This is a genomic window from Sphingomonas ginsenosidivorax (genome assembly GCF_007995065.1).
GTDB classification, from domain to species: domain Bacteria; phylum Pseudomonadota; class Alphaproteobacteria; order Sphingomonadales; family Sphingomonadaceae; genus Sphingomonas; species Sphingomonas ginsenosidivorax.
The window spans coordinates 2,778,054-2,794,624 of the sequence record NZ_VOQR01000001.1; the positions used below are offsets into that span (position 1 = coordinate 2,778,054).

Annotated in this window: 20 protein-coding genes and 1 other RNA gene; 13 read left to right on the top strand and 8 right to left on the bottom strand. The window is 67.4% G+C overall.

Translation table 11 applies throughout. The features are described from left to right. The first annotated feature begins 5 nt into the window (after window positions 1-5). Window positions 6-401 carry a 30S ribosome-binding factor RbfA gene (gene rbfA / locus FSB78_RS12575; RefSeq protein WP_147084182.1) on the top strand — a complete coding sequence of 132 codons (396 nt, stop codon included), beginning with the start codon at window positions 6-8 and terminating at the stop codon, window positions 399-401. Here the strand turns inward: rbfA and FSB78_RS12580 are convergent. Further along, a complete protein-coding gene (locus tag FSB78_RS12580; protein WP_147082962.1) occupies window positions 398-892 on the bottom strand; it encodes a hypothetical protein in 495 nt (164 codons plus the stop codon). The genes rbfA and FSB78_RS12580 overlap by 4 nt on opposite strands. A 113-nt stretch (window positions 893-1,005) precedes the next feature. On the opposite strand from FSB78_RS12580, the gene FSB78_RS12585 reads away from it, so the two are divergent. The 7 genes from FSB78_RS12585 (at window position 1,006) to FSB78_RS12615 (ending at window position 8,410) form a co-directional block, all read left to right on the top strand. Continuing rightward, on the top strand, window positions 1,006-1,599 hold the full coding sequence (locus FSB78_RS12585) for a thymidine kinase (protein WP_147082963.1): 594 nt from the start codon (window positions 1,006-1,008) through the stop codon (window positions 1,597-1,599). A 9-nt stretch (window positions 1,600-1,608) separates the two neighbouring features. Further along, window positions 1,609-2,655, top strand: a complete 1,047-nt coding sequence (truB, locus tag FSB78_RS12590) for a tRNA pseudouridine(55) synthase TruB (RefSeq protein ID WP_147082964.1) — start codon at window positions 1,609-1,611, stop codon at window positions 2,653-2,655. Between the two features lie 19 nt (window positions 2,656-2,674). Further along, window positions 2,675-2,944 (top strand): 30S ribosomal protein S15, encoded by a 270-nt coding sequence (gene rpsO / locus FSB78_RS12595; RefSeq protein ID WP_147082965.1) that lies wholly within the window; start codon window positions 2,675-2,677, stop codon window positions 2,942-2,944. Between the two features lie 250 nt (window positions 2,945-3,194). Then, window positions 3,195-5,600 (top strand): polyribonucleotide nucleotidyltransferase, encoded by a 2,406-nt coding sequence (pnp, locus tag FSB78_RS12600; protein WP_147082966.1) that lies wholly within the window; start codon window positions 3,195-3,197, stop codon window positions 5,598-5,600. Between the two features lie 147 nt (window positions 5,601-5,747). Further along, window positions 5,748-6,053, top strand: a complete 306-nt coding sequence (locus FSB78_RS12605) for a hypothetical protein (RefSeq protein ID WP_147082967.1) — start codon at window positions 5,748-5,750, stop codon at window positions 6,051-6,053. Further along, complete coding sequence (locus FSB78_RS12610; protein ID WP_147082968.1) at window positions 6,050-7,576, top strand: methyl-accepting chemotaxis protein; 1,527 nt, start codon at window positions 6,050-6,052, stop codon at window positions 7,574-7,576. The genes FSB78_RS12605 and FSB78_RS12610 overlap by 4 nt, the downstream gene beginning before the upstream one ends. A gap of 114 nt (window positions 7,577-7,690) precedes the next feature. Further along, window positions 7,691-8,410 (top strand): hypothetical protein, encoded by a 720-nt coding sequence (locus FSB78_RS12615; RefSeq protein WP_147082969.1) that lies wholly within the window; start codon window positions 7,691-7,693, stop codon window positions 8,408-8,410. 38 nt (window positions 8,411-8,448) lie between these two features. Here FSB78_RS12615 and ssrA read toward each other — a convergent pair. Further along, window positions 8,449-8,802: a transfer-messenger RNA gene (ssrA, locus tag FSB78_RS12620) on the bottom strand. Window positions 8,803-8,841: 39 nt separating this feature from the next. Between ssrA and FSB78_RS12625 the strand changes: the two genes are divergently transcribed. Next, on the top strand, window positions 8,842-9,273 hold the full coding sequence (locus tag FSB78_RS12625; RefSeq protein ID WP_147082970.1) for an RrF2 family transcriptional regulator: 432 nt from the start codon (window positions 8,842-8,844) through the stop codon (window positions 9,271-9,273). A gap of 129 nt (window positions 9,274-9,402) precedes the next feature. Here FSB78_RS12625 and mscL read toward each other — a convergent pair whose 3' ends face one another. After that, window positions 9,403-9,873 (bottom strand): large conductance mechanosensitive channel protein MscL, encoded by a 471-nt coding sequence (mscL, locus tag FSB78_RS12630; RefSeq protein WP_147082971.1) that lies wholly within the window; start codon window positions 9,871-9,873, stop codon window positions 9,403-9,405. Window positions 9,874-9,978: 105 nt separating this feature from the next. On the opposite strand from mscL, the gene FSB78_RS12635 reads away from it, so the two are divergent. From FSB78_RS12635 to FSB78_RS12650, 4 genes are read left to right on the top strand one after another with little or no spacing between them, the layout of a single operon-like run. Beyond that, the gene (locus tag FSB78_RS12635; protein WP_147082972.1) at window positions 9,979-10,581 is read left to right on the top strand and encodes a LemA family protein; all 603 of its coding nucleotides are present in this window, start codon (window positions 9,979-9,981) and stop codon (window positions 10,579-10,581) included. Between the two features lie 5 nt (window positions 10,582-10,586). Next, window positions 10,587-11,432, top strand: a complete 846-nt coding sequence (locus FSB78_RS12640; protein WP_147082973.1) for a TPM domain-containing protein — start codon at window positions 10,587-10,589, stop codon at window positions 11,430-11,432. 1 nt (window position 11,433) lies between these two features. Further along, window positions 11,434-12,099 carry a TPM domain-containing protein gene (locus FSB78_RS12645; RefSeq protein ID WP_147082974.1) on the top strand — a complete coding sequence of 222 codons (666 nt, stop codon included), beginning with the start codon at window positions 11,434-11,436 and terminating at the stop codon, window positions 12,097-12,099. Window positions 12,100-12,109: 10 nt separating this feature from the next. Next, window positions 12,110-12,610, top strand: a complete 501-nt coding sequence (locus tag FSB78_RS12650) for an NUDIX hydrolase (RefSeq protein WP_147082975.1) — start codon at window positions 12,110-12,112, stop codon at window positions 12,608-12,610. Between the two features lie 129 nt (window positions 12,611-12,739). On the opposite strand, the gene FSB78_RS12655 is transcribed toward FSB78_RS12650, so the two are convergent. Genes FSB78_RS12655 through FSB78_RS12675 form a run of 5 tightly spaced genes read right to left on the bottom strand, consistent with a single transcriptional unit; the run spans window position 12,740 to window position 16,565 of the window. Next, entirely contained in the window at window positions 12,740-13,027 is a 288-nt protein-coding gene (locus tag FSB78_RS12655) for a plasmid stabilization protein (protein WP_147082976.1), read from the bottom strand. Window positions 13,028-13,064: 37 nt separating this feature from the next. Next, window positions 13,065-13,646, bottom strand: a complete 582-nt coding sequence (locus FSB78_RS12660) for an ABC-type transport auxiliary lipoprotein family protein (protein ID WP_147082977.1) — start codon at window positions 13,644-13,646, stop codon at window positions 13,065-13,067. An 8-nt stretch (window positions 13,647-13,654) separates the two neighbouring features. Continuing rightward, the gene (locus FSB78_RS12665; protein WP_147082978.1) at window positions 13,655-14,620 is read right to left on the bottom strand and encodes an MlaD family protein; all 966 of its coding nucleotides are present in this window, start codon (window positions 14,618-14,620) and stop codon (window positions 13,655-13,657) included. Continuing rightward, window positions 14,620-15,456 carry an ABC transporter ATP-binding protein gene (locus tag FSB78_RS12670; RefSeq protein WP_147082979.1) on the bottom strand — a complete coding sequence of 279 codons (837 nt, stop codon included), beginning with the start codon at window positions 15,454-15,456 and terminating at the stop codon, window positions 14,620-14,622. Before FSB78_RS12670 ends, FSB78_RS12665 begins: the two co-directional genes overlap by 1 nt. Further along, window positions 15,456-16,565, bottom strand: coding sequence for an ABC transporter permease (locus FSB78_RS12675; RefSeq protein ID WP_147082980.1), 1,110 nt, complete (start codon window positions 16,563-16,565; stop codon window positions 15,456-15,458). The genes FSB78_RS12670 and FSB78_RS12675 overlap by 1 nt, the downstream gene beginning before the upstream one ends. Window positions 16,566-16,571 lie beyond the last annotated feature (6 nt).

Below are 16,571 nucleotides of genomic sequence, written 5' to 3' on the forward strand. Positions count from 1 at the left end.
GTTTTATGAAAACCGACACCAACGAAACCAAGATCGTCCGGGGCTTACGCGTCGGCGAGCAGGTGCGTCACGCGCTGTCCGACATCCTTGCGCGCGGCGACGTCCATGACCCGGTGCTCGAAAAGCACATGGTCACGATCACCGAGGTGCGCATGTCACCCGACCTCCGCCACGCTACCGCCTTCGTGAAGCCGCTGCTCGGCAAGGACGAGGCGGTCGTGATCAAGGCGCTGCGCACCAACACCGCCTTCCTGCAGCGCCAGGTCGCGCAGCGCGTCCAGGCGCGGTTCGCCGCCAAGCTGAAGTTCATCGCCGACGAGAGCTTCGACGAGGGCACGCATATCGAGCAGCTGCTCAGGCAGCCCGACATCGCGCGCGACCTCACCCCCGACGAGGGCTAGGCGACCATCAGGCGCCGACCGCGTGCGATCAGCGTCATGCAACTCGCCCAGAGGATGATCGCGCACGGGATGCCCGTCGCGGCATAGCGGACCGTCGGCGGCATCAGGAGCGCCAGCGCGCCGACCGCGATCATCGCCGAGGCCGTCGCGTAATAGACCTGCACCGGAATGCCCCGCGCGAGCGGGAGGAAGTGCAGGCCGACGATGATCGCCAGGATCGGCACCGCGGCATCGGGAATGCCGAGTCGCGGGCACAGCACGAACGTGGCGAAGATCGCGACCCCCTGGATGCTGCTCCAGATCGCGATCAGGCGCCCGATGCGCCTGGTTTCGGCGGCACCCCGTTCGGGCAACGCCACACGGCTCGCCCAGCCGATCAGGATGACCGAGATCGCGACCGGAACCGCCATTGCCGGCAGCCCGAGCGGACTGAGCCCGATCGCTCCCCAGACTGCCGCAAAGATACCCAAGACCCAGATCGCGCCGCGCATCGTCTTCCCCCCGAAAGTTCAACGGGTTGGACCCGATTAACGCGCGCCTGTCCAGCACCTGCGATAGAAGGGGGCGATAGACGCGGGCGATCGGCCGCGCTTAGGGTGGCGTGATGGCCAAACTCTATTTCTATTATGCGTCGATGAACGCGGGGAAGTCGACGAACCTGCTCCAGGCGGACTTCAATTATCGTGAGCGCGGGATGGCGACGATGCTATTCACGGCGGGCGTCGACGACCGGTTCGAGCACGGTACGATCACCTCGCGGATCGGACTATCAGAGAGTGCGATCGCGTTCGATGCCGGGACCGATCTCGCCGCGTGCGTGGCGGACCGGGTGGCGCGCGAGGCGATCGCGTGCGTGCTGGTCGACGAGGCGCAGTTCCTCTCGGCGGCACAGGTCGATCAGCTCGCGCATATCTGCGACGTGCTGGGGATTCCGGTGCTCGCCTACGGCCTGCGCACCGATTTCCAGGGGGCGCTGTTCCCGGGGTCGGCCCGGTTGCTGGCGATCGCGGACTCGCTGGTCGAGATCAAGTCGGTGTGCGTCTGCGGCCGCAAGGCGACGATGAACCTGCGCGTAGACGCCGAGGGGCGTGCGGTCGGCCAGGGTGCGCAGACCGCGATCGGCGGCAACGACCTGTATGTCGCGCTGTGCCGACGGCATTTCACCGAAGCGCTGGGCGGCGCGCGCGTCGCGGGCTAGGGCGCGCAAATGCATGGATGGATCATTCTCGACAAGCCGCCGGGGCTTGGGTCAACGCAGGGCGTGTCGGCGGTAAAGCGCGCGCTACGCACCGGGGAGTACGGCAAGTTCAAGGTCGGGCATGGGGGCACGCTCGATCCGCTCGCGACCGGCGTGCTGCCGATCGCGGTGGGCGAGGCGACCAAGCTCGCGGGGCGGATGCTCGACAGCGACAAGGTGTATGATTTCACGGTGATGTTCGGGGTGCAGACCGATACGCTCGATGCCGAGGGCGTGCCGGTCGCGACCTCCGATGTGCGGCCGACGCTGGCCGCGGTCGAGGCGGTGCTGGGGCGGTTTACGGGGCCGATTTCGCAGGTACCGCCGGCGTATTCCGCGCTCAAGGTGAATGGGGAGCGGGCGTATGATCTCGCCCGCGCCGGGGAAGAAGTGGTGCTGGCGGGCCGGAGCGTGACGGTTCATGCGCTCACCGTCGTACACCCCCCCCTCCCCACCCGTCATCCCAGCGAAGGCTGGGATCTCCCTGAGGAGGGCGCGCGGCCGCCACGGGGAGACCCCAGCCTTCGCTGGGGTGACGAAAGTGTCGCGGGTCACGAGGGTGTGGCGGGTGACGTGGGCGAAGTAAGTGACGCGGGCATGGCGGACGACGCGCTGGAAGAGGTCACCCTCACCGCCCACGTCTCCAAGGGGACCTATATCCGCAGCCTCGCGCGCGACATCGCCTTGGCGCTCGGCACGGTCGGCCACGTCACCATGTTGCGGCGGACCAAGGCCGGTCCGTTCGGGCTCGAAAACGCGATATCGCTGGACAAACTGGCCGAACTCGGGCAGGCGCGCGCCCTAGATGACATACTTCTGCCCTTGAGGGTGGCGCTGGACGACATCCCGGCTCTCTCCCTCACTCCCGATCAGGCAGGAGCGCTCCGACAGGGGCGCGTCTTGGTCGGGATCGCCGCAGACGATGGCCAATATTTCGCCGAACTGGACCTGGTCCCGGTCGCGCTGGTGGAGGTCGAGGACGGCAACGTCCGCATCGTGCGCGGTTTCAATCTGTGATGTCGAGGACGAAGAATTCATGACGATTACCGCAGAACGCAAGACCGAGCTGGTCAAGATCCACGCACGCGCCGAGGGCGACACGGGTTCGCCCGAGGTCCAGGTCGCGATCTTGACCGAGCGGATCAAGAACCTGACCGAGCACTTCAAGGGCCACAAGAAGGACAACCACTCGCGTCGTGGCCTTCTCATGATGGTCAACAAGCGCCGGTCGCTGCTGGATTATCTCCGTCACAAGGACGGCCAGCGGTACCTGGACCTGATTGCGAAGCTCGGCCTTCGCAAGTAATCCGAAAGGGCGGCCGAAAGGTCGCCCTTTTTCCTTTTTCGTCATCCTGAACCCGGTTCAGGATCCAACTCTCCGCCGGAGGACCATCGTTCGGTGGATGCTGAAACAAGTTCAGCATGACGGAGGACCGGGATCACCGGCAATTCGGCCGAATGATCCAAGGGACATAATAGTCCCGCAACCGCGCGAGCCGGCTTAGCTCGCAGATAGGCCCCGGTCGGCATCTGGCCGCCGGAGTGAAGGAAACACAATGTTCGATACCAAGACCGTAAGCGCCCAGTGGGGCGGCAAGACGCTGACGCTCGAGACGGGCCGCGTTGCCCGCCAGGCCAATGGCGCCGTGCTCGCAACGCTCGGCGAGACCGTGGTCCTGTGCGCCGTCACGGCCGCACGCACCGTCAAGGAAGGGCAGGATTTCTTCCCGCTCACCGTCCATTACCAGGAGAAGTTCTCCGCGAGCGGCCGCATCCCCGGCGGCTTCTTCAAGCGCGAGCGCGGCGCGACCGAGAAGGAGACGCTGACCAGCCGTCTCATCGATCGCCCGATCCGTCCGCTGTTCCCGGAAGGGTTCTACAACGAGATCAACGTGATCTGCCAGGTTCTCAGCTATGACGGCGAGAACGAGCCCGACGTCCTCGCGATGGTCGCGGCATCGGCCGCGCTGACGATCTCGGGCGTGCCGTTCATGGGCCCGATCGGCGCGGCGCGCGTCGGTTACGTCGATGGCGAATACATCCTCAACCCGACCGCCGAAGTCGCCAAGACCGGCGATCTCGACCTGGTCGTCGCCGCCACCGGCAACGCCGTGATGATGGTCGAGTCCGAAGCCAAGGAGCTCTCGGAAGAGGTCATGCTCGGCGCAGTGCAGTTCGCGCACAAGGCGTGCCGCGAAGCCGCCAACCTGATCATCGACCTGGCCGAGAAGGCTGCCAAGGAGCCTTGGGAGATGGCCGAGCAGGCAGATATCTCGACCGCCAAGGACAAGCTGAAGAAGCTGATCGGCAAGGACATCGCGGCCGCCTACAAGGTGACCGACAAGTCCAAGCGTTCGGACCTGCTGAACGCCGCGCGCGCCAAGGGCAAGACCGCCTTTGCCGACGCGACCCCGCAGGACCAGATGGCTGCCGGCAAGCTGATGAAGAAGCTGGAGGCGGAGATCGTCCGCGGCGCCATCCTCAAGGACGGCACCCGTATCGACGGCCGCACCACCACGCAGATTCGTCCGATCGAGGCGATGGTGCACTTCCTGCCGCGCACGCACGGGTCTGCGCTGTTCACGCGCGGCGAGACGCAGTCGATCTGCACCACCACGCTCGGCACGCGCGACGCAGAGCAGATGATCGACGGCCTGAACGGGCTTTCGTACGAAAACTTCATGCTGCACTACAACTTCCCGCCCTACTCGGTCGGTGAAGTCGGTCGCTTCGGTGCGCCGGGTCGTCGCGAAGTCGGCCACGGCAAGCTCGCCTGGCGCGCGCTGCACCCGGTGCTGCCGTCGAAGGACGAGTTCCCCTACACGATCCGCGTCCTGTCGGACATCACGGAGAGCAACGGCTCGTCGTCGATGGCGACGGTCTGCGGCGGTTCGCTGTCGATGATGGATGCGGGCGTTCCGCTGAAGCGTCCGGTCTCGGGCATCGCGATGGGCCTGATCCTCGAGGGCAAGAACTTCGCGGTCCTGTCGGACATCCTGGGCGACGAGGATCACCTCGGCGACATGGACTTCAAGGTCGCCGGCACGTCCGAGGGCATCACCACAATGCAGATGGACATCAAGATCGCCGGCATCACCGAGGAGATCATGGGCAAGGCGCTGGCACAGGCCAAGGAAGGCCGCGCGCATATCCTTGGCGAGATGGCCAAGGCGCTCGACCACACCCGTGAGGAACTCTCGAGCCACGCACCGCGCATCGAGAGCTTCACGATCGACAAGTCGAAGATCCGCGAAGTCATCGGCACCGGCGGCAAGGTCATCCGCGAGATCGTCGCGACGACCGGCGCCAAGGTCGACATCGACGACGAGGGCGTGATCAAGGTGTCGTCGTCCGACCCGACGCAGATCGAAGCCGCGATCAAGTGGATCAAGGGCCTCGTCGAGGAAGCCGAAGTCGGCAAGGTCTATGACGGCAAGGTCGTCAACCTGGTGGACTTCGGTGCGTTCGTGAACTTCATGGGTGGCAAGGACGGTCTCGTCCACGTGTCCGAAATCAAGAACGAGCGCGTCGAGAAGGTCAGCGATGCGCTGAGCGAAGGCCAGGAAGTCAAGGTCAAGGTCCTCGAAATCGATCCGCGCGGCAAGGTTCGCCTGTCGATGCGCGTCGTCGACCAGACGACCGGCGAAGAGCTGGAAGATACCCGCCCGGCGCGTGAGCCCCGTGAGGGTGGCGATCGTGGTCCGCGTGGGCCCCGTCGCGATGGCGATGGTGGCCGTGATGGCGGTGGTCGTGGTCCGCGCGGCGAAGGCGGCGGCGGTCGTGACGGGGGGGATCGCGGCTCGCGTGGTCCGCGTCGTGACGGCGATGGCGGCCGCGACGGCGGCGGCCGTGGCCCGCGTCGTGACGGCGGTTCGGGCGGCGAGCGCGCGCCCCGCGCCGAGGGCGGCGAGGGCAAGGCGCCCGAGTTCGCTCCGGCCTTCCTGACCGGCGATCGCGACTGATTGCCGCGTCGTCCCGGGTCCAGCCCGGGATGACGGAAACTGCGAAGCAAGGGGGGCTCGGGAAACCGGGCCCCTTTTTGCGTCCGGGCCTGATCGAAGGCCGGAACGTTTACGCCGCGCTAACCTTCATCCCGCCATGGCTGGGTGATGCCGTTACGCCTGCCCGCCCCGTCCCTGATCCTGCAGACCGGAGGGATCGGCCTCGGCCTCGCGGTCCTCGCCTTCGCCCCTCCGGCAACGGGTCGGATGCTGCTCGTGCCGGTGACGGCGCGCGCAGACGCCGAACTCCTGCCGCTCGCGACCCGGTCGGGCAGCCTGCTGATCGGGCCGGGACCCCTGCCCCGCTCCTATGTCGTGATGGCCGATGCTCGGCTGGCGGCGGTAACCGCGGGCCACGCGATCGTCAGGCTGGCCGCGCCGTTCGCCGGTTGCGGGACGGCGGTCGGGCAATGACCACCGAACTCGACCTCTTCCGTGCTCACGGCATGCGCATTCTCGTCGCCGCGGGCTGGGCCGCCACGCTCGGTCTCGGCATATTGGGACTGCTGCTCGGCGCCGATCACGTCGCGCTGGTCGTGGTCATGGCGGCGATCGCCAATGTCGCGCCGACCGTGATGGTCGTCCGGCGCCGTCAGGACGAGGCTGCACGGCTGGTCACGGGCACGCTCGCGGCGGTGTACCCCGCGCTGGCAGTCTTCCTGCTCAAGGGCGATCCGTGGCAGATGGACGCGCACATGTATTTCTTCGTCGCGCTCGCCGCTCTGGTGGTGCTGTGCGACTGGCGTCCGATCGCGCTCGCGTCCGCGCTGATCGTCGTTCATCATCTGCTGATAGAAGCGGTGATGCCCGGATGGGTCTTCAACGGATCGGGCAATCTCGGCCGCGTCCTGCTTCACGGCGTCGCGGTCGGGTTGCAGCTCGCGGTGCTCGGCTATGTCACCGGGCAGCTCCACCAGTTGATGGTTCGCCAGCACGCCGCGCGCGTCGACAGCGAGCAACTGGCGGCCGATGCGCTCCGCGCCCGCGACGACCTGTCCGCCGCGATCGCGCAGACCGCGGCGGCCGAACGGCTCGCTGCGGCCGAACGCACGCAGCGCGAGCGGATCGAGCGCGAGGCCGAGGTGGGGAAGCGCGCGGACATGCTGGCCCTGGCCGAGGCGTTCCAGGCCTCCGTCGCCGACATCGTCCAGTCGGTGGGCGCGGCCTCGACCGAGCTCGACGGTTCCGCGCGGGCGCTCAACATGCTCGCCCAGGATGCGACGCGAAAGATCGGCGTCACCGCGGACACCGCGTCGCGATCGTCGCGCAACGCCGGCAACCTCGCCAGCCAGATCCGTGCGCTCAGCCAATCGGTCTCGTCGATCGCGGACAATGCCGAACAGCAGGCGCGGCTCGGCGTCGATGCCCGCGACACGTCGCTGTCGAGCCATGGCGCGGTGATGTCGCTCGCCGAACGCTCCGCGACGATCGCGACCTTCGCCAATTCGATCCAGCAGATCGCCGCGCGCACCAACCTGCTCGCGCTCAACGCGACGATCGAGGCGGCGCGCGCCGGCGAGGCGGGGCTCGGCTTCCGCGTCGTCGCCGGCGAAGTGAAGCAGCTTGCTGGCCAGGCGAAAGACGCGTCGAGCGAAATCCACACGCTGGCGAGCGCGGTCGAGAGCGGCGCGGCCCTCGCGTATCGCGCGCTCGCCGACATCACCGGGATGATCGGACTGCTCTCCAACGCCGCGGAGACGATCCGCAGCGAGGTGCGGCATCACCGCGATACCGCGAACGCGATCGAGACGACCGCGCAGGGCACGGCTGTCGGGATCGACCTAATCGCCGAAGAGATCCTCGGCGTCGCGCGCGTCGCGGGCAAGACCGCGACGCTCTCGAACGAGGTCTCGATGGCGGCGAGCGGATTGTCGGGCACCGCGCAGCGGCTTCAGGCGGCGACCGCCAGCTTCGTGGTGCAGCTCAAGGCTGCATGAGGCAAAGCCCCCGCTGCCTGTTGCGCGGGGCGGAGAATCGAGACATAGTATTGCTGCCTCACCGTATGCGTACGGGGCCGGTTTTAGCGTCTAATCCAACGCGGGGGCGGCAAGATGGCGACCAGATCGGAACGAGCGGACCTTTTCGCCAGCGAACGGCGGTTCTTTCTTGTCATGGCGCTCGCGATCGCGGGCACGGTCATCTTCGGATTCGGCCTGGACTTCTGGCGCTTCGACGGGCTGTTCTTTTCGTTGCCGTTCCATGTGCATCTGCACGGCGCGGTCTTCACCGCCTGGATCCTGTTCTACGTGCTGCAGAACTGGCTGGTCGCGAGCGGATCGGTCGCGCTGCACCGCCGGATCGGCGTGCTGGGCGGGGTCGTGGCGGCCATGATGGTCGTGCTCGGCATCACGACGACCGTATGGGCGATCGAGATGCACCGCGTGCCGCCGTTCTTTTCCCCCGGCCTGTTCCTCGCGCTCGACGTGCTGGGTATCCTCGGCTTCGGGGTGCTGACGGCCTGGGCGATCGCCCTTCGTCGCCAGGCCGACTGGCACAAGAGGCTGATGCTGTGCGGGACGGTGCTGGTCATGTCCCCCGCGCTCGGCCGCATCCTGCCGATGCCGCTGCTGGGCCCGTTCGGCCCGCTCGCGGTGTTCGTCGCGATGTCGGTCTATGTGCTGGTCGGGATGGCATATGACATCAGACGCCGCGGTCGCGTCCATCCGGCCTATTGGTGGGGCGGCGGTGTTCTGGTGGTGACGCAGGTGCTGGTTGGGCCGGTCGGGTTCAGCGCGCCCGTGCTGCGGTTGGCAGAACAGCTTGCGGCCTGAGTGGGGAGCTTCTGTTGCTCGGTGCTCCCCGTACCGCCGGTGTCCACTTCTGTTGCCCGGTGTGGCCCGAACCGCGCTTTCGTCCGTATAACTTAGGTCGTTAGACCGTCAGTTATGCGGCAATTGCGAGTGCTTCGTTATCGTTGGCACTTGTGTATGGGCCGTTGCGGTGGTCCCATTCCGAGCGAAACATAGCGTCGTTGAACACACGTCGATCCTAGTTCGACCCCGTCATCGTCCCTCTTTGCAAAGGGGCGGTGGTGGAGTCGCCGGGTACTGCCCCCGGGTCCGCTGTGTCTATGACACGCCACGGTTTATCGCCATAGCCGGCAGGAGAAAATTCCCCCATCGGCCCGACCGATATAGGGACGATGCGGCGCCATGGAAAGCCCGCCTTTCGCTTGCCATAAAGACTGTGCATAGCGCCCATCATGTTGACGCAGCGATCCCGTTACGCGCTTCGCGCGATGATCTTCCTGGGCGGTGCGCCGGCTGGAAGCCCCCCGATCCCGATGACGCGGATCGCCGCCGAAGCGAACGTGCCGCGCAAGTTCCTCGAACTGATCCTGGCCGACCTGCGCGAGGCCGGGTTCCTCCACAGCCACCGCGGCAAGATGGGCGGATACTGCCTGTCGCGGCCGCGCCACCTGATCTCGCTCGGCGAGATCATCCGCGTGATCGAGGGGCCGCTGGCGCTGGTGCCGTGCGTCAGCCGGACCGCCTATCGCGCCTGTGGCGACTGCAAGAGCGAAGCCGATTGCGCGATCCGCCACGCGATGATGCGCGTCCGCGACGAGACCGCGCGGATCCTGGACGGGACCAGCCTGGCGGACGCCAACGCCGACGAGCTGGTCGCGGCGTAGCTGATCCTCCCCCGCTAGGGGGAGGTGGCGCGCGCTAGCGCGACGGAGGGGGCGGGCACGAAACGCGGGTTACTCTTTCCGCCCCCTCCGTCAGCCTTCGGCTGCCACCTCCCCCTGCCGGGGGGAGGATTAGACATTATCCCGCGCCTTCAGCTCGTCGCGGATCTCGCGGAGCAGCGCGATCTCGACCGGCTCGGGTGCGGGCGGAGTTGCGATCTCTTCCTCGCGGCGCAGGCGGGCGGCCTCGCGCTCGATCAGTGCGGAGGCACGGTTCACGACGCGCAGGATCATGAAGATGATAAACGCGACGATCAGGAAATTGACGAGCTGCGTCACGAACGCGCCGTATCCGACCAGCGGCACGCCCGCCTTCTTGAGCGCGACGTAATCGGTCGACCCGCGCAGTGCCTCGGGGATCGGACCCATCACCAGGAAATAGCTGGAAAAATCGAGCCCGCCGAAAATCTTGCCGATGATCGGCATCAGGATGTCGTCGGTCAGCGAACTGACGATCTTGCTGAACGCCGCGCCGATGATCACCGCGACCGCGAGATCGAGCACGTTGCCGCGCATGATGAACGCCTTGAATTCCTTGAGCACGCCTGCCCCCTTCGTCGTTTCGCCCCGATGCTACCCACCGATTTCGGTTTCGCCAAGCCGTGCCGCCGTCCTATGGTGGCGGCACCGGCAGTCTGGAGAGCCCCAATGCACAAGTCCCTGGTCCGCGTGAGCACCGTGTTGGCGGCAACGACGATGCTCGCCGGTTGCGGCATCAACAGCATCCCGACGCAGGAAGAGGCCGCCAAGGCGCGCTGGGCCGACGTGCAGAACGAGTATCAGCGCCGCAGCGACCTGATCCCCAACCTGGTCGCCACCGTGAAGGGCTATGCCGCGCAGGAGAGCAAGGTGCTGATCAGCGTCAGCGAGGCGCGCGCCCGCGCCGGCTCGGTCCGGCTCAGCGGCGACGACCTGACCGATCCGGCCAAGGTGCAGAACTATGCCAACGCGCAGAACGGCCTCACCGTCGCGCTCAGCCAGCTGCGGCCGCTGCAGGAACAATATCCGGACCTGAAGTCGAACGCGAACTTCCTCGCGCTGCAGAGCCAGCTCGAGGGGACCGAGAACCGCATCACGATCGCGCGGCGCGATTACAACGGCGCGGTGCAGAGCTACAACACGACGATCCGCACCTTCCCCGCCGCGGTCGGCGCGAAGATCTTCTACGGCGCCAAGCCGATGGTACCGTTCCAGGCGACCACCCCGGGCGCCGAGACCGCACCCAGCGTCAGCTTCGGCAACGCGAGCTGACCCATATGCGCAAAGCCGCGCTGCTGCTGGTCATGGCGGTCGCCGGACTCGGCACGGCGTCCGCGCAGACCTTCCCCAAATTCACGGGCGTGGTCGTCGACGCGGCGAACGTCATCCCCGACGACCAGGAAGCGGCGCTGACGACGCGGCTGCAGGATCTGCAGAAGACGACCGGCAACCAGCTGGTCGTGGCGACGATCCCCAGCCTCGAAGGCTATCCGATCGAGGATTACGGCTATCGCCTGCTGCGCAGCTGGGGCGTCGGGCTGAAGGACGTCAACAACGGCGCGATCCTGATCGTCGCACCGAACGACCGGAAAGTCCGGATCGAGGTCGGCTATGGGCTCGAGCCCGTCCTGACCGACGCCTTCTCCAGCGTGATCGTCAACCAGCAGATCCTGCCCCGGTTCAAGGCCGGCGACATGCCCGGCGGGATCGTCGCGGGCGCGAACGCGGTCGCGGACCAGCTCGCACTGCCCGATGCCGAGGCGCGCGCGAAGGTCACCGCAGCGGCAGCCGAGTATGGCAAGACGCATCGCACGCAGGCCCAGGGCAGCGGCGGCGGCGTGCCGTTCGGGCTGATCTTCTGGCTGATCGTGCTCGCGGTCATCGTCGTGCCGATGATCGGTCGGCGCGCGCGGGGACGGCGCTATGGCGGCGGCGGCGGAAGCAACTGGCCGATCGTGCTGTGGAGCGTCGCCAACGAGATCGGCCGATCGAGCGGTGGCGGCGGCGGCTGGAGCGGCGGCGGCGGCGGCAGCGACAGTGGGGGCGGAGGCTGGATGGGCGGCGGCTTCACTGGCGGCGGCGGCGGATCCGCCGGTGGCGGCGGCGCGTCGGGGAGCTGGTGACATGCGGCTGAGCAATCTCGACCATGACCGCGTCACCGCCGCGGTGCGCGCCGCCGAACGCGATACCGACGGCGAGATCGTGACGATCGTCGCGGCCGGGTCCGACCGCTATCACGACGTGTCGCTCCATTATGCGGTCCTCGCGATGCTGCTGGTACCCGCGCTGCTCGCGTTCCGGCCGGGGATTGCGGACTCGATCTATGCGCGGTTCGATCCCTGGGACCAGGCGCCGGTGGGCGCGCTGTTCGGCATCGCACTGATCCTGATGGTGCTGGTGTTCCTGCTGGTGCGGCTGATGCTGGCGTCGGACGCGCTGCGGATCGCGGTGTCGCCCGGACCGACCAAGACGCGGCGCGTGCGCCGGCGCGCGCTGGTGCTGTTCCGTGCCGGCGCCGAGAAGCGGACGCGCGCCTCGACCGGCGTGCTGCTCTATCTCTCGATCGCCGAGCGCCGCGCGGAGATCATCGCCGATGCGGCGATCCACAGCCGCGTGCCCAACGAAACCTGGGGCGAGGCGATGGCGGCGGTGCTGGCAGGCGTGCGCGACGACCGGCCCGGCGACGGCATGGCGGACGCGGTGGTACGGATCGGCCTGGTCCTGACCGAACATTTCCCGAGGAGCGGCAAACCCGTGAACGAACTTCCCGACCGATTGATCGAATTGTGAGCGCCGACCTTTGAGCATCGTCTGGGAGGGCCGTTACCTCACGATCCAGAAACAGGGGACGTGGGAATTCGCGACGCGGGCGGGCGACATCGCCGCGGCGGTGATCGTCGCGATCGACGACGGGCATATCCTGCTGGTCGAGCAGTTTCGCGTGCCGATCGGGCGCAACTGCCTCGAGCTGCCCGCCGGGCTGGTCGGCGACGAGACCGCGGGCGAGAGCGTCGCGGTCGCCGCGGGTCGCGAGCTCGAGGAAGAGACCGGCTATCGCGCCGATCGGATCGAGGATCTGGGGCTGTTCTATTCGTCGCCCGGGATGACCTCGGAATCGTTCACGCTGGTTCGCGCGTCTGGGCTGACGAAGGTCGGCGATGGCGGCGGCGACGGCGACGAGAACATCACCGTGCACCGGGTGAAGCTGGCCGAGGTCCCGGCGTTCGTAGCGGCGAAGCGTGCCGCGGGGGTGGCGATCGATGCAAAGATGGTGCTGATCCTGGCGGCGTCGATCCTCTAGCGCGCGTCGCCTTCCCCTCCGTTCGTGCTGAGCGAAGTCGAAGCACTGTTGTCCACAAGAGCGTCGCCCTCGTGAACAGGTGCCCTTCGACTGCGCTCAGGGCGAACGGTGGTGGTGATGATGGTGGAGCTACCCCGCCTTGCGCCGGGTCTCCCACCCCTTCTTCGCCGCCGCGGATCGGTCCGCCGCGCTGCGGCCAGCCGCCGCCTTCCCGCCGCGCTTCGCTGCCGCATGCGTGTCCGGCTTGCCGCGTCCCGAGCCCGACTTGTTGCCGCCACCCGAATCGGCATTCACCGTGGCCCAGGCGCGCCCTTCGGCTTCCTTTTCGGGAACGCCGCGCTCCTCATAGCTTTCGGCGATGTGCGCGGCCTTGCGCTTCTGCTTGTCGGTGTACGCGCTCTTGTCACCCTGCGGCATCGCGGCTCTCCCTATGGAAAGCCGACAACGCGCAAGCTTAGCGACCGATCCAGTCGGCGAGCTGCGTCGCGACCTGGTTCGCCGCCTGGTTGATCCCCGCGGCCGCGGACGGCGCATCGATCGCGGCGACGGGCACGCGCGCCTCGAAGCGGCGCTTCTCGACCGAGGTCTTGCCAGCGCGAGTCAGCGAGGCGTCGAACGTCACAACCGCCTCGCGCGTGCCGGCATCGAGCCCGAAATTGCGGAGCTCGCCTGCCAGCTGCGCGCTGGGATCGCCGACCGACTGGACCGTCGACAGCACGACCAGCCCGGTACGCGCCGCGATCGTGTCCGCCGACAGTCGCGCGAACAGCCGCGCCGGCGGTTCGGACCATTGCGCGTCGGGGACGTAGGCGATGCTCGTCGGCGTCGCTTGCACCGGTACACGCGCGGTGGCGAGCGCCAGCGGCGTGGTCGGGACCTGGATGGTGATCGACCGCGCGGTCGCCGAATCCTGGTTCTGCCCGACCGGCACCTGCGAGCTGCTCGTCAGCGTCAGCAGCGAGGGCGGCGGCTTGGCGCCGAAGCTGATGCACCCGGCCAGCGGGAGCATCGCGATCAGGATGAGTGGTGTCTTCATGGCGTGCCTCACTTACCCTTGTAATCCGGGAGCTTCTGCTGGCCGATCAGCGAGCTGGCCCCCTGCTGGTCGACCTTTTCCGCGACCGACGACAGCGCCGCCGCAGTGGTGCGCAGGTCGTGGACCAGACGGTTGGCCTCGGGGATCGTCGTCTTCGAGAAGGCCTGCAGGCCCGGTCGTGCATCGCCGATCGCCGCGTTGAGCGTATCCGCGCTCGTCTGCGCCGACATGATCGCCTTGTTGAGGTTCGCCATCGCCGGCTTCACGTCCTCCGACAGCACGCCGTTGGTGGTCTTGGCGAGCACACCGAACTGCTGCGCGGCATCGCCCGCCTGCTGGATCGCGACCCGGGTCTGCGCCAGCGTCGCGGCGATCTCGGGACCGCGATCGGCCAGCGCATCGGTCAGGCGGTTGGTGTTCTCGAGGATACCCGCGATCGACGCCTGGTTGCGGTCGGTGAGCAGCCCGGTCAGCCGCTCGGTCAGCGTCGACAGACGCTCTAGCAGCTGCGGTGCCGAATTGAGGATCGCGCCGAGGCCGCCCAGCTTGGTCGGGATCACGGGAACGCCGTAGGGGCATTCGGTCGGCGTGCTGACTTCGGGGCAGCCGATCGCCGCGGCACCCTTGCGGGCACCGTCGAGCGAGATCTGGCTGACGCCGGTGAAGCCGACGCCCGAGATCGACGCGGTGGTGCCCTGCAGGATCGGGGTCTCGTCCTTGACGCTGATGCGGACGCGCACGAACTGCGGATCGTTCTTCCACAGCGAGATTCCCTTGACCTGCCCCGACGGCACGCCCGAGAAGGTGACCGCGGAACCGGGTGCGAGACCGTCGACCGACTGGCGGAAGAAGATGTCGTATTCCTTCTCCGCGGTGCCGCCGAGCCGCGCGATCCACACGGTGAAGAGCGCCAGCACCGCGAGCAGGATCAACACGACCGCTCCGACGAGGACATGGTTCGAACGGGTTTCCATCAGCGTGCCTCAGCCTTGATCGACGCCTGCTCGGCGGCGTGACGTTCCTGCGTTGCGACCGCGGCGCGGCCGCGCGGTCCCTTGAAATATTCCTCGATCCACGGATGGTCGAGCGCGAGCAGCTCGTCGATCGTGCCGACCGCGATCACCTTCTTGTCCGCCAGCACAGCGACGCGGTCGCAGATCGCGTACAGCGTATCGAGGTCGTGCGTGATCAGGAACACGGTCAGTCCCAACGTCTTCTGGAGCGACTGCGTCAGCGAATCGAACGCGGCGGCGCCGATCGGGTCGAGCCCCGCGGTCGGCTCGTCGAGGAACAGCAATTCCGGATCGAGTGCGAGCGCGCGGGCAAGTCCTGCGCGCTTCTTCATCCCGCCCGACAGCTCGGCCGGGAATTTGGGCGCGGCATCGGCGGGCAGCCCGGTCATCACGACCTTGTACGATGCGATCTCGGCCAGCAGCGCGGGGCTCAGGTCCGGGTAGAATTCGCGCAGGGGCACTTCGACGTTCTCGGCGACGGTCAGCGTCGAGAACAGTGCGCCGCCCTGGAACAGCACGCCCCAGCGCTTGCGGATCTCGACGGCCTCGGTCTCGTCGCGGTCGATGTTCGATTCGCCGAACACCGTCACGTCCCCCGTGTCGGGCCGCTGCAGCCCGATGATCGAGCGCATCAGCACCGATTTGCCGGTGCCCGACCCGCCGACCACCCCGAGGATCTCGCCGCGCCGGACCTCGAGATCGAGCCCCTCATGGACCACCGAGTCGCCGAAGCTGTTGCGCAGGCCCTTGACCGAGATCACGATGTCGCGATCGTCCCGCTTTGTCGTCTGCGGCATCAGTTCCACCCCAGCCAGGTGAAGAACACCGCGAAGAAGGCGTCGAGCACGATCACCAGGAAGATCGCCTGCACGACCGCCGAGGTCGTGCGCTTGCCTACCTGCTCCGAATCGCTCTCGACCAGCATGCCCTGGAAGCAGCCCGCCACGGCGATGATCGCGCCGAACACCGGTGCCTTGATCAGCCCAACATACAGGTCGGTGATCGGCACCACTTCGCGAATGCGCTGGACGAACGTGATCGGTGGCACGCCGAGCGTGACCCAGACCAGCAGGCCGCCGCCGATCAACGCGATCATCGAGGCGTAGAAGCCCAGCAGCGGCATCAGCAGCACCGCGGCAATCGTCCGCGGAAGCACCAGCGCCTCGAGCGGCGAGACGCCGATCGTCCGCATCGCATCGATCTCTTCGGTCAGCTTCATCGTGCCGATCTGCGCGGCGAACGCCGAGCCGGACCGTCCCGCGACCATGATCGCGGTCATCAGCACGCCCATTTCGCGCAGCGTCAGGCGCCCGACCAGGTTGATCGTGAACACCTCCGCACCGAACTGGCGAAGCTGCACCGCGCCCTGCTGCGCGATCACGACGCCGATCAGGATGCTCATCAGTCCGATGATCGCCAGCGCCTGGACGCCGACCGATTCGAACTGCTGCACCACCGCGTCGAAGCGGAAGCGGCGCGGGTGGCGGATGACGGCAAGCAGCGCGAGCGTGGTCGCGCCCATGAACCCGATCAGGCCGTACATCGTCCGGAAGCTCTGGACGACGGCATCGCCGATCTCGCCCAGCACGCGCGTGAAGGCACTCGTCTTGCCCTCGCGCAGCGCCAGTGGCTGGTCCGCGGCGACGACCTGATCGAACAGGTTCTGGCCGTCCTCGTCGAGACCCTCGATCGTCGCATCGTTGCGCGCGGCGAATCGATGGACGACCCACGCGCCGACGGTGTCGATTCGATCGATGCCGCTCAGGTCGACCCGCTTGACCGAACCGCCGTCGACGGCCTCGAGGCGATCGGGAAGTGTGCCGAGTCGGGCCAGCGACAAATTGCCGGTGAACCGCAACGTGCCGCCATCGGCGGTGTCCTGCTGGAAATCGGCCATAGCGCTCATCGCGCG

Bases quoted from the DNA above. Each gene is read 5' to 3' on its own strand.
- FSB78_RS12625 (WP_147082970.1), top strand. From the start codon at position 8,842: ATGTTGACGCAGCGATCCCGTTACGCGCTTCGCGCGATGATCTTCCTG.
- FSB78_RS12585 (WP_147082963.1), top strand. From the start codon at position 1,006: ATGGCCAAACTCTATTTCTATTATGCGTCGATGAACGCGGGGAAGTCG.
- rbfA (WP_147084182.1), top strand. From the start codon at position 6: ATGAAAACCGACACCAACGAAACCAAGATCGTCCGGGGCTTACGCGTC.
- rpsO (WP_147082965.1), top strand. From the start codon at position 2,675: ATGACGATTACCGCAGAACGCAAGACCGAGCTGGTCAAGATCCACGCA.
- FSB78_RS12670 (WP_147082979.1), bottom strand. From the start codon at position 15,456: ATGCCGCAGACGACAAAGCGGGACGATCGCGACATCGTGATCTCGGTC.
- FSB78_RS12665 (WP_147082978.1), bottom strand. From the start codon at position 14,620: ATGGAAACCCGTTCGAACCATGTCCTCGTCGGAGCGGTCGTGTTGATC.
- truB (WP_147082964.1), top strand. From the start codon at position 1,609: ATGCATGGATGGATCATTCTCGACAAGCCGCCGGGGCTTGGGTCAACG.
- FSB78_RS12580 (WP_147082962.1), bottom strand. From the start codon at position 892: ATGCGCGGCGCGATCTGGGTCTTGGGTATCTTTGCGGCAGTCTGGGGA.
- FSB78_RS12615 (WP_147082969.1), top strand. From the start codon at position 7,691: ATGGCGACCAGATCGGAACGAGCGGACCTTTTCGCCAGCGAACGGCGG.
- FSB78_RS12610 (WP_147082968.1), top strand. From the start codon at position 6,050: ATGACCACCGAACTCGACCTCTTCCGTGCTCACGGCATGCGCATTCTC.
- FSB78_RS12605 (WP_147082967.1), top strand. From the start codon at position 5,748: ATGCCGTTACGCCTGCCCGCCCCGTCCCTGATCCTGCAGACCGGAGGG.
- pnp (WP_147082966.1), top strand. From the start codon at position 3,195: ATGTTCGATACCAAGACCGTAAGCGCCCAGTGGGGCGGCAAGACGCTG.
- FSB78_RS12660 (WP_147082977.1), bottom strand. From the start codon at position 13,646: ATGAAGACACCACTCATCCTGATCGCGATGCTCCCGCTGGCCGGGTGC.
- FSB78_RS12675 (WP_147082980.1), bottom strand. From the start codon at position 16,565: ATGAGCGCTATGGCCGATTTCCAGCAGGACACCGCCGATGGCGGCACG.
- FSB78_RS12635 (WP_147082972.1), top strand. From the start codon at position 9,979: ATGCACAAGTCCCTGGTCCGCGTGAGCACCGTGTTGGCGGCAACGACG.
- FSB78_RS12640 (WP_147082973.1), top strand. From the start codon at position 10,587: ATGCGCAAAGCCGCGCTGCTGCTGGTCATGGCGGTCGCCGGACTCGGC.
- FSB78_RS12645 (WP_147082974.1), top strand. From the start codon at position 11,434: ATGCGGCTGAGCAATCTCGACCATGACCGCGTCACCGCCGCGGTGCGC.
- FSB78_RS12655 (WP_147082976.1), bottom strand. From the start codon at position 13,027: ATGCCGCAGGGTGACAAGAGCGCGTACACCGACAAGCAGAAGCGCAAG.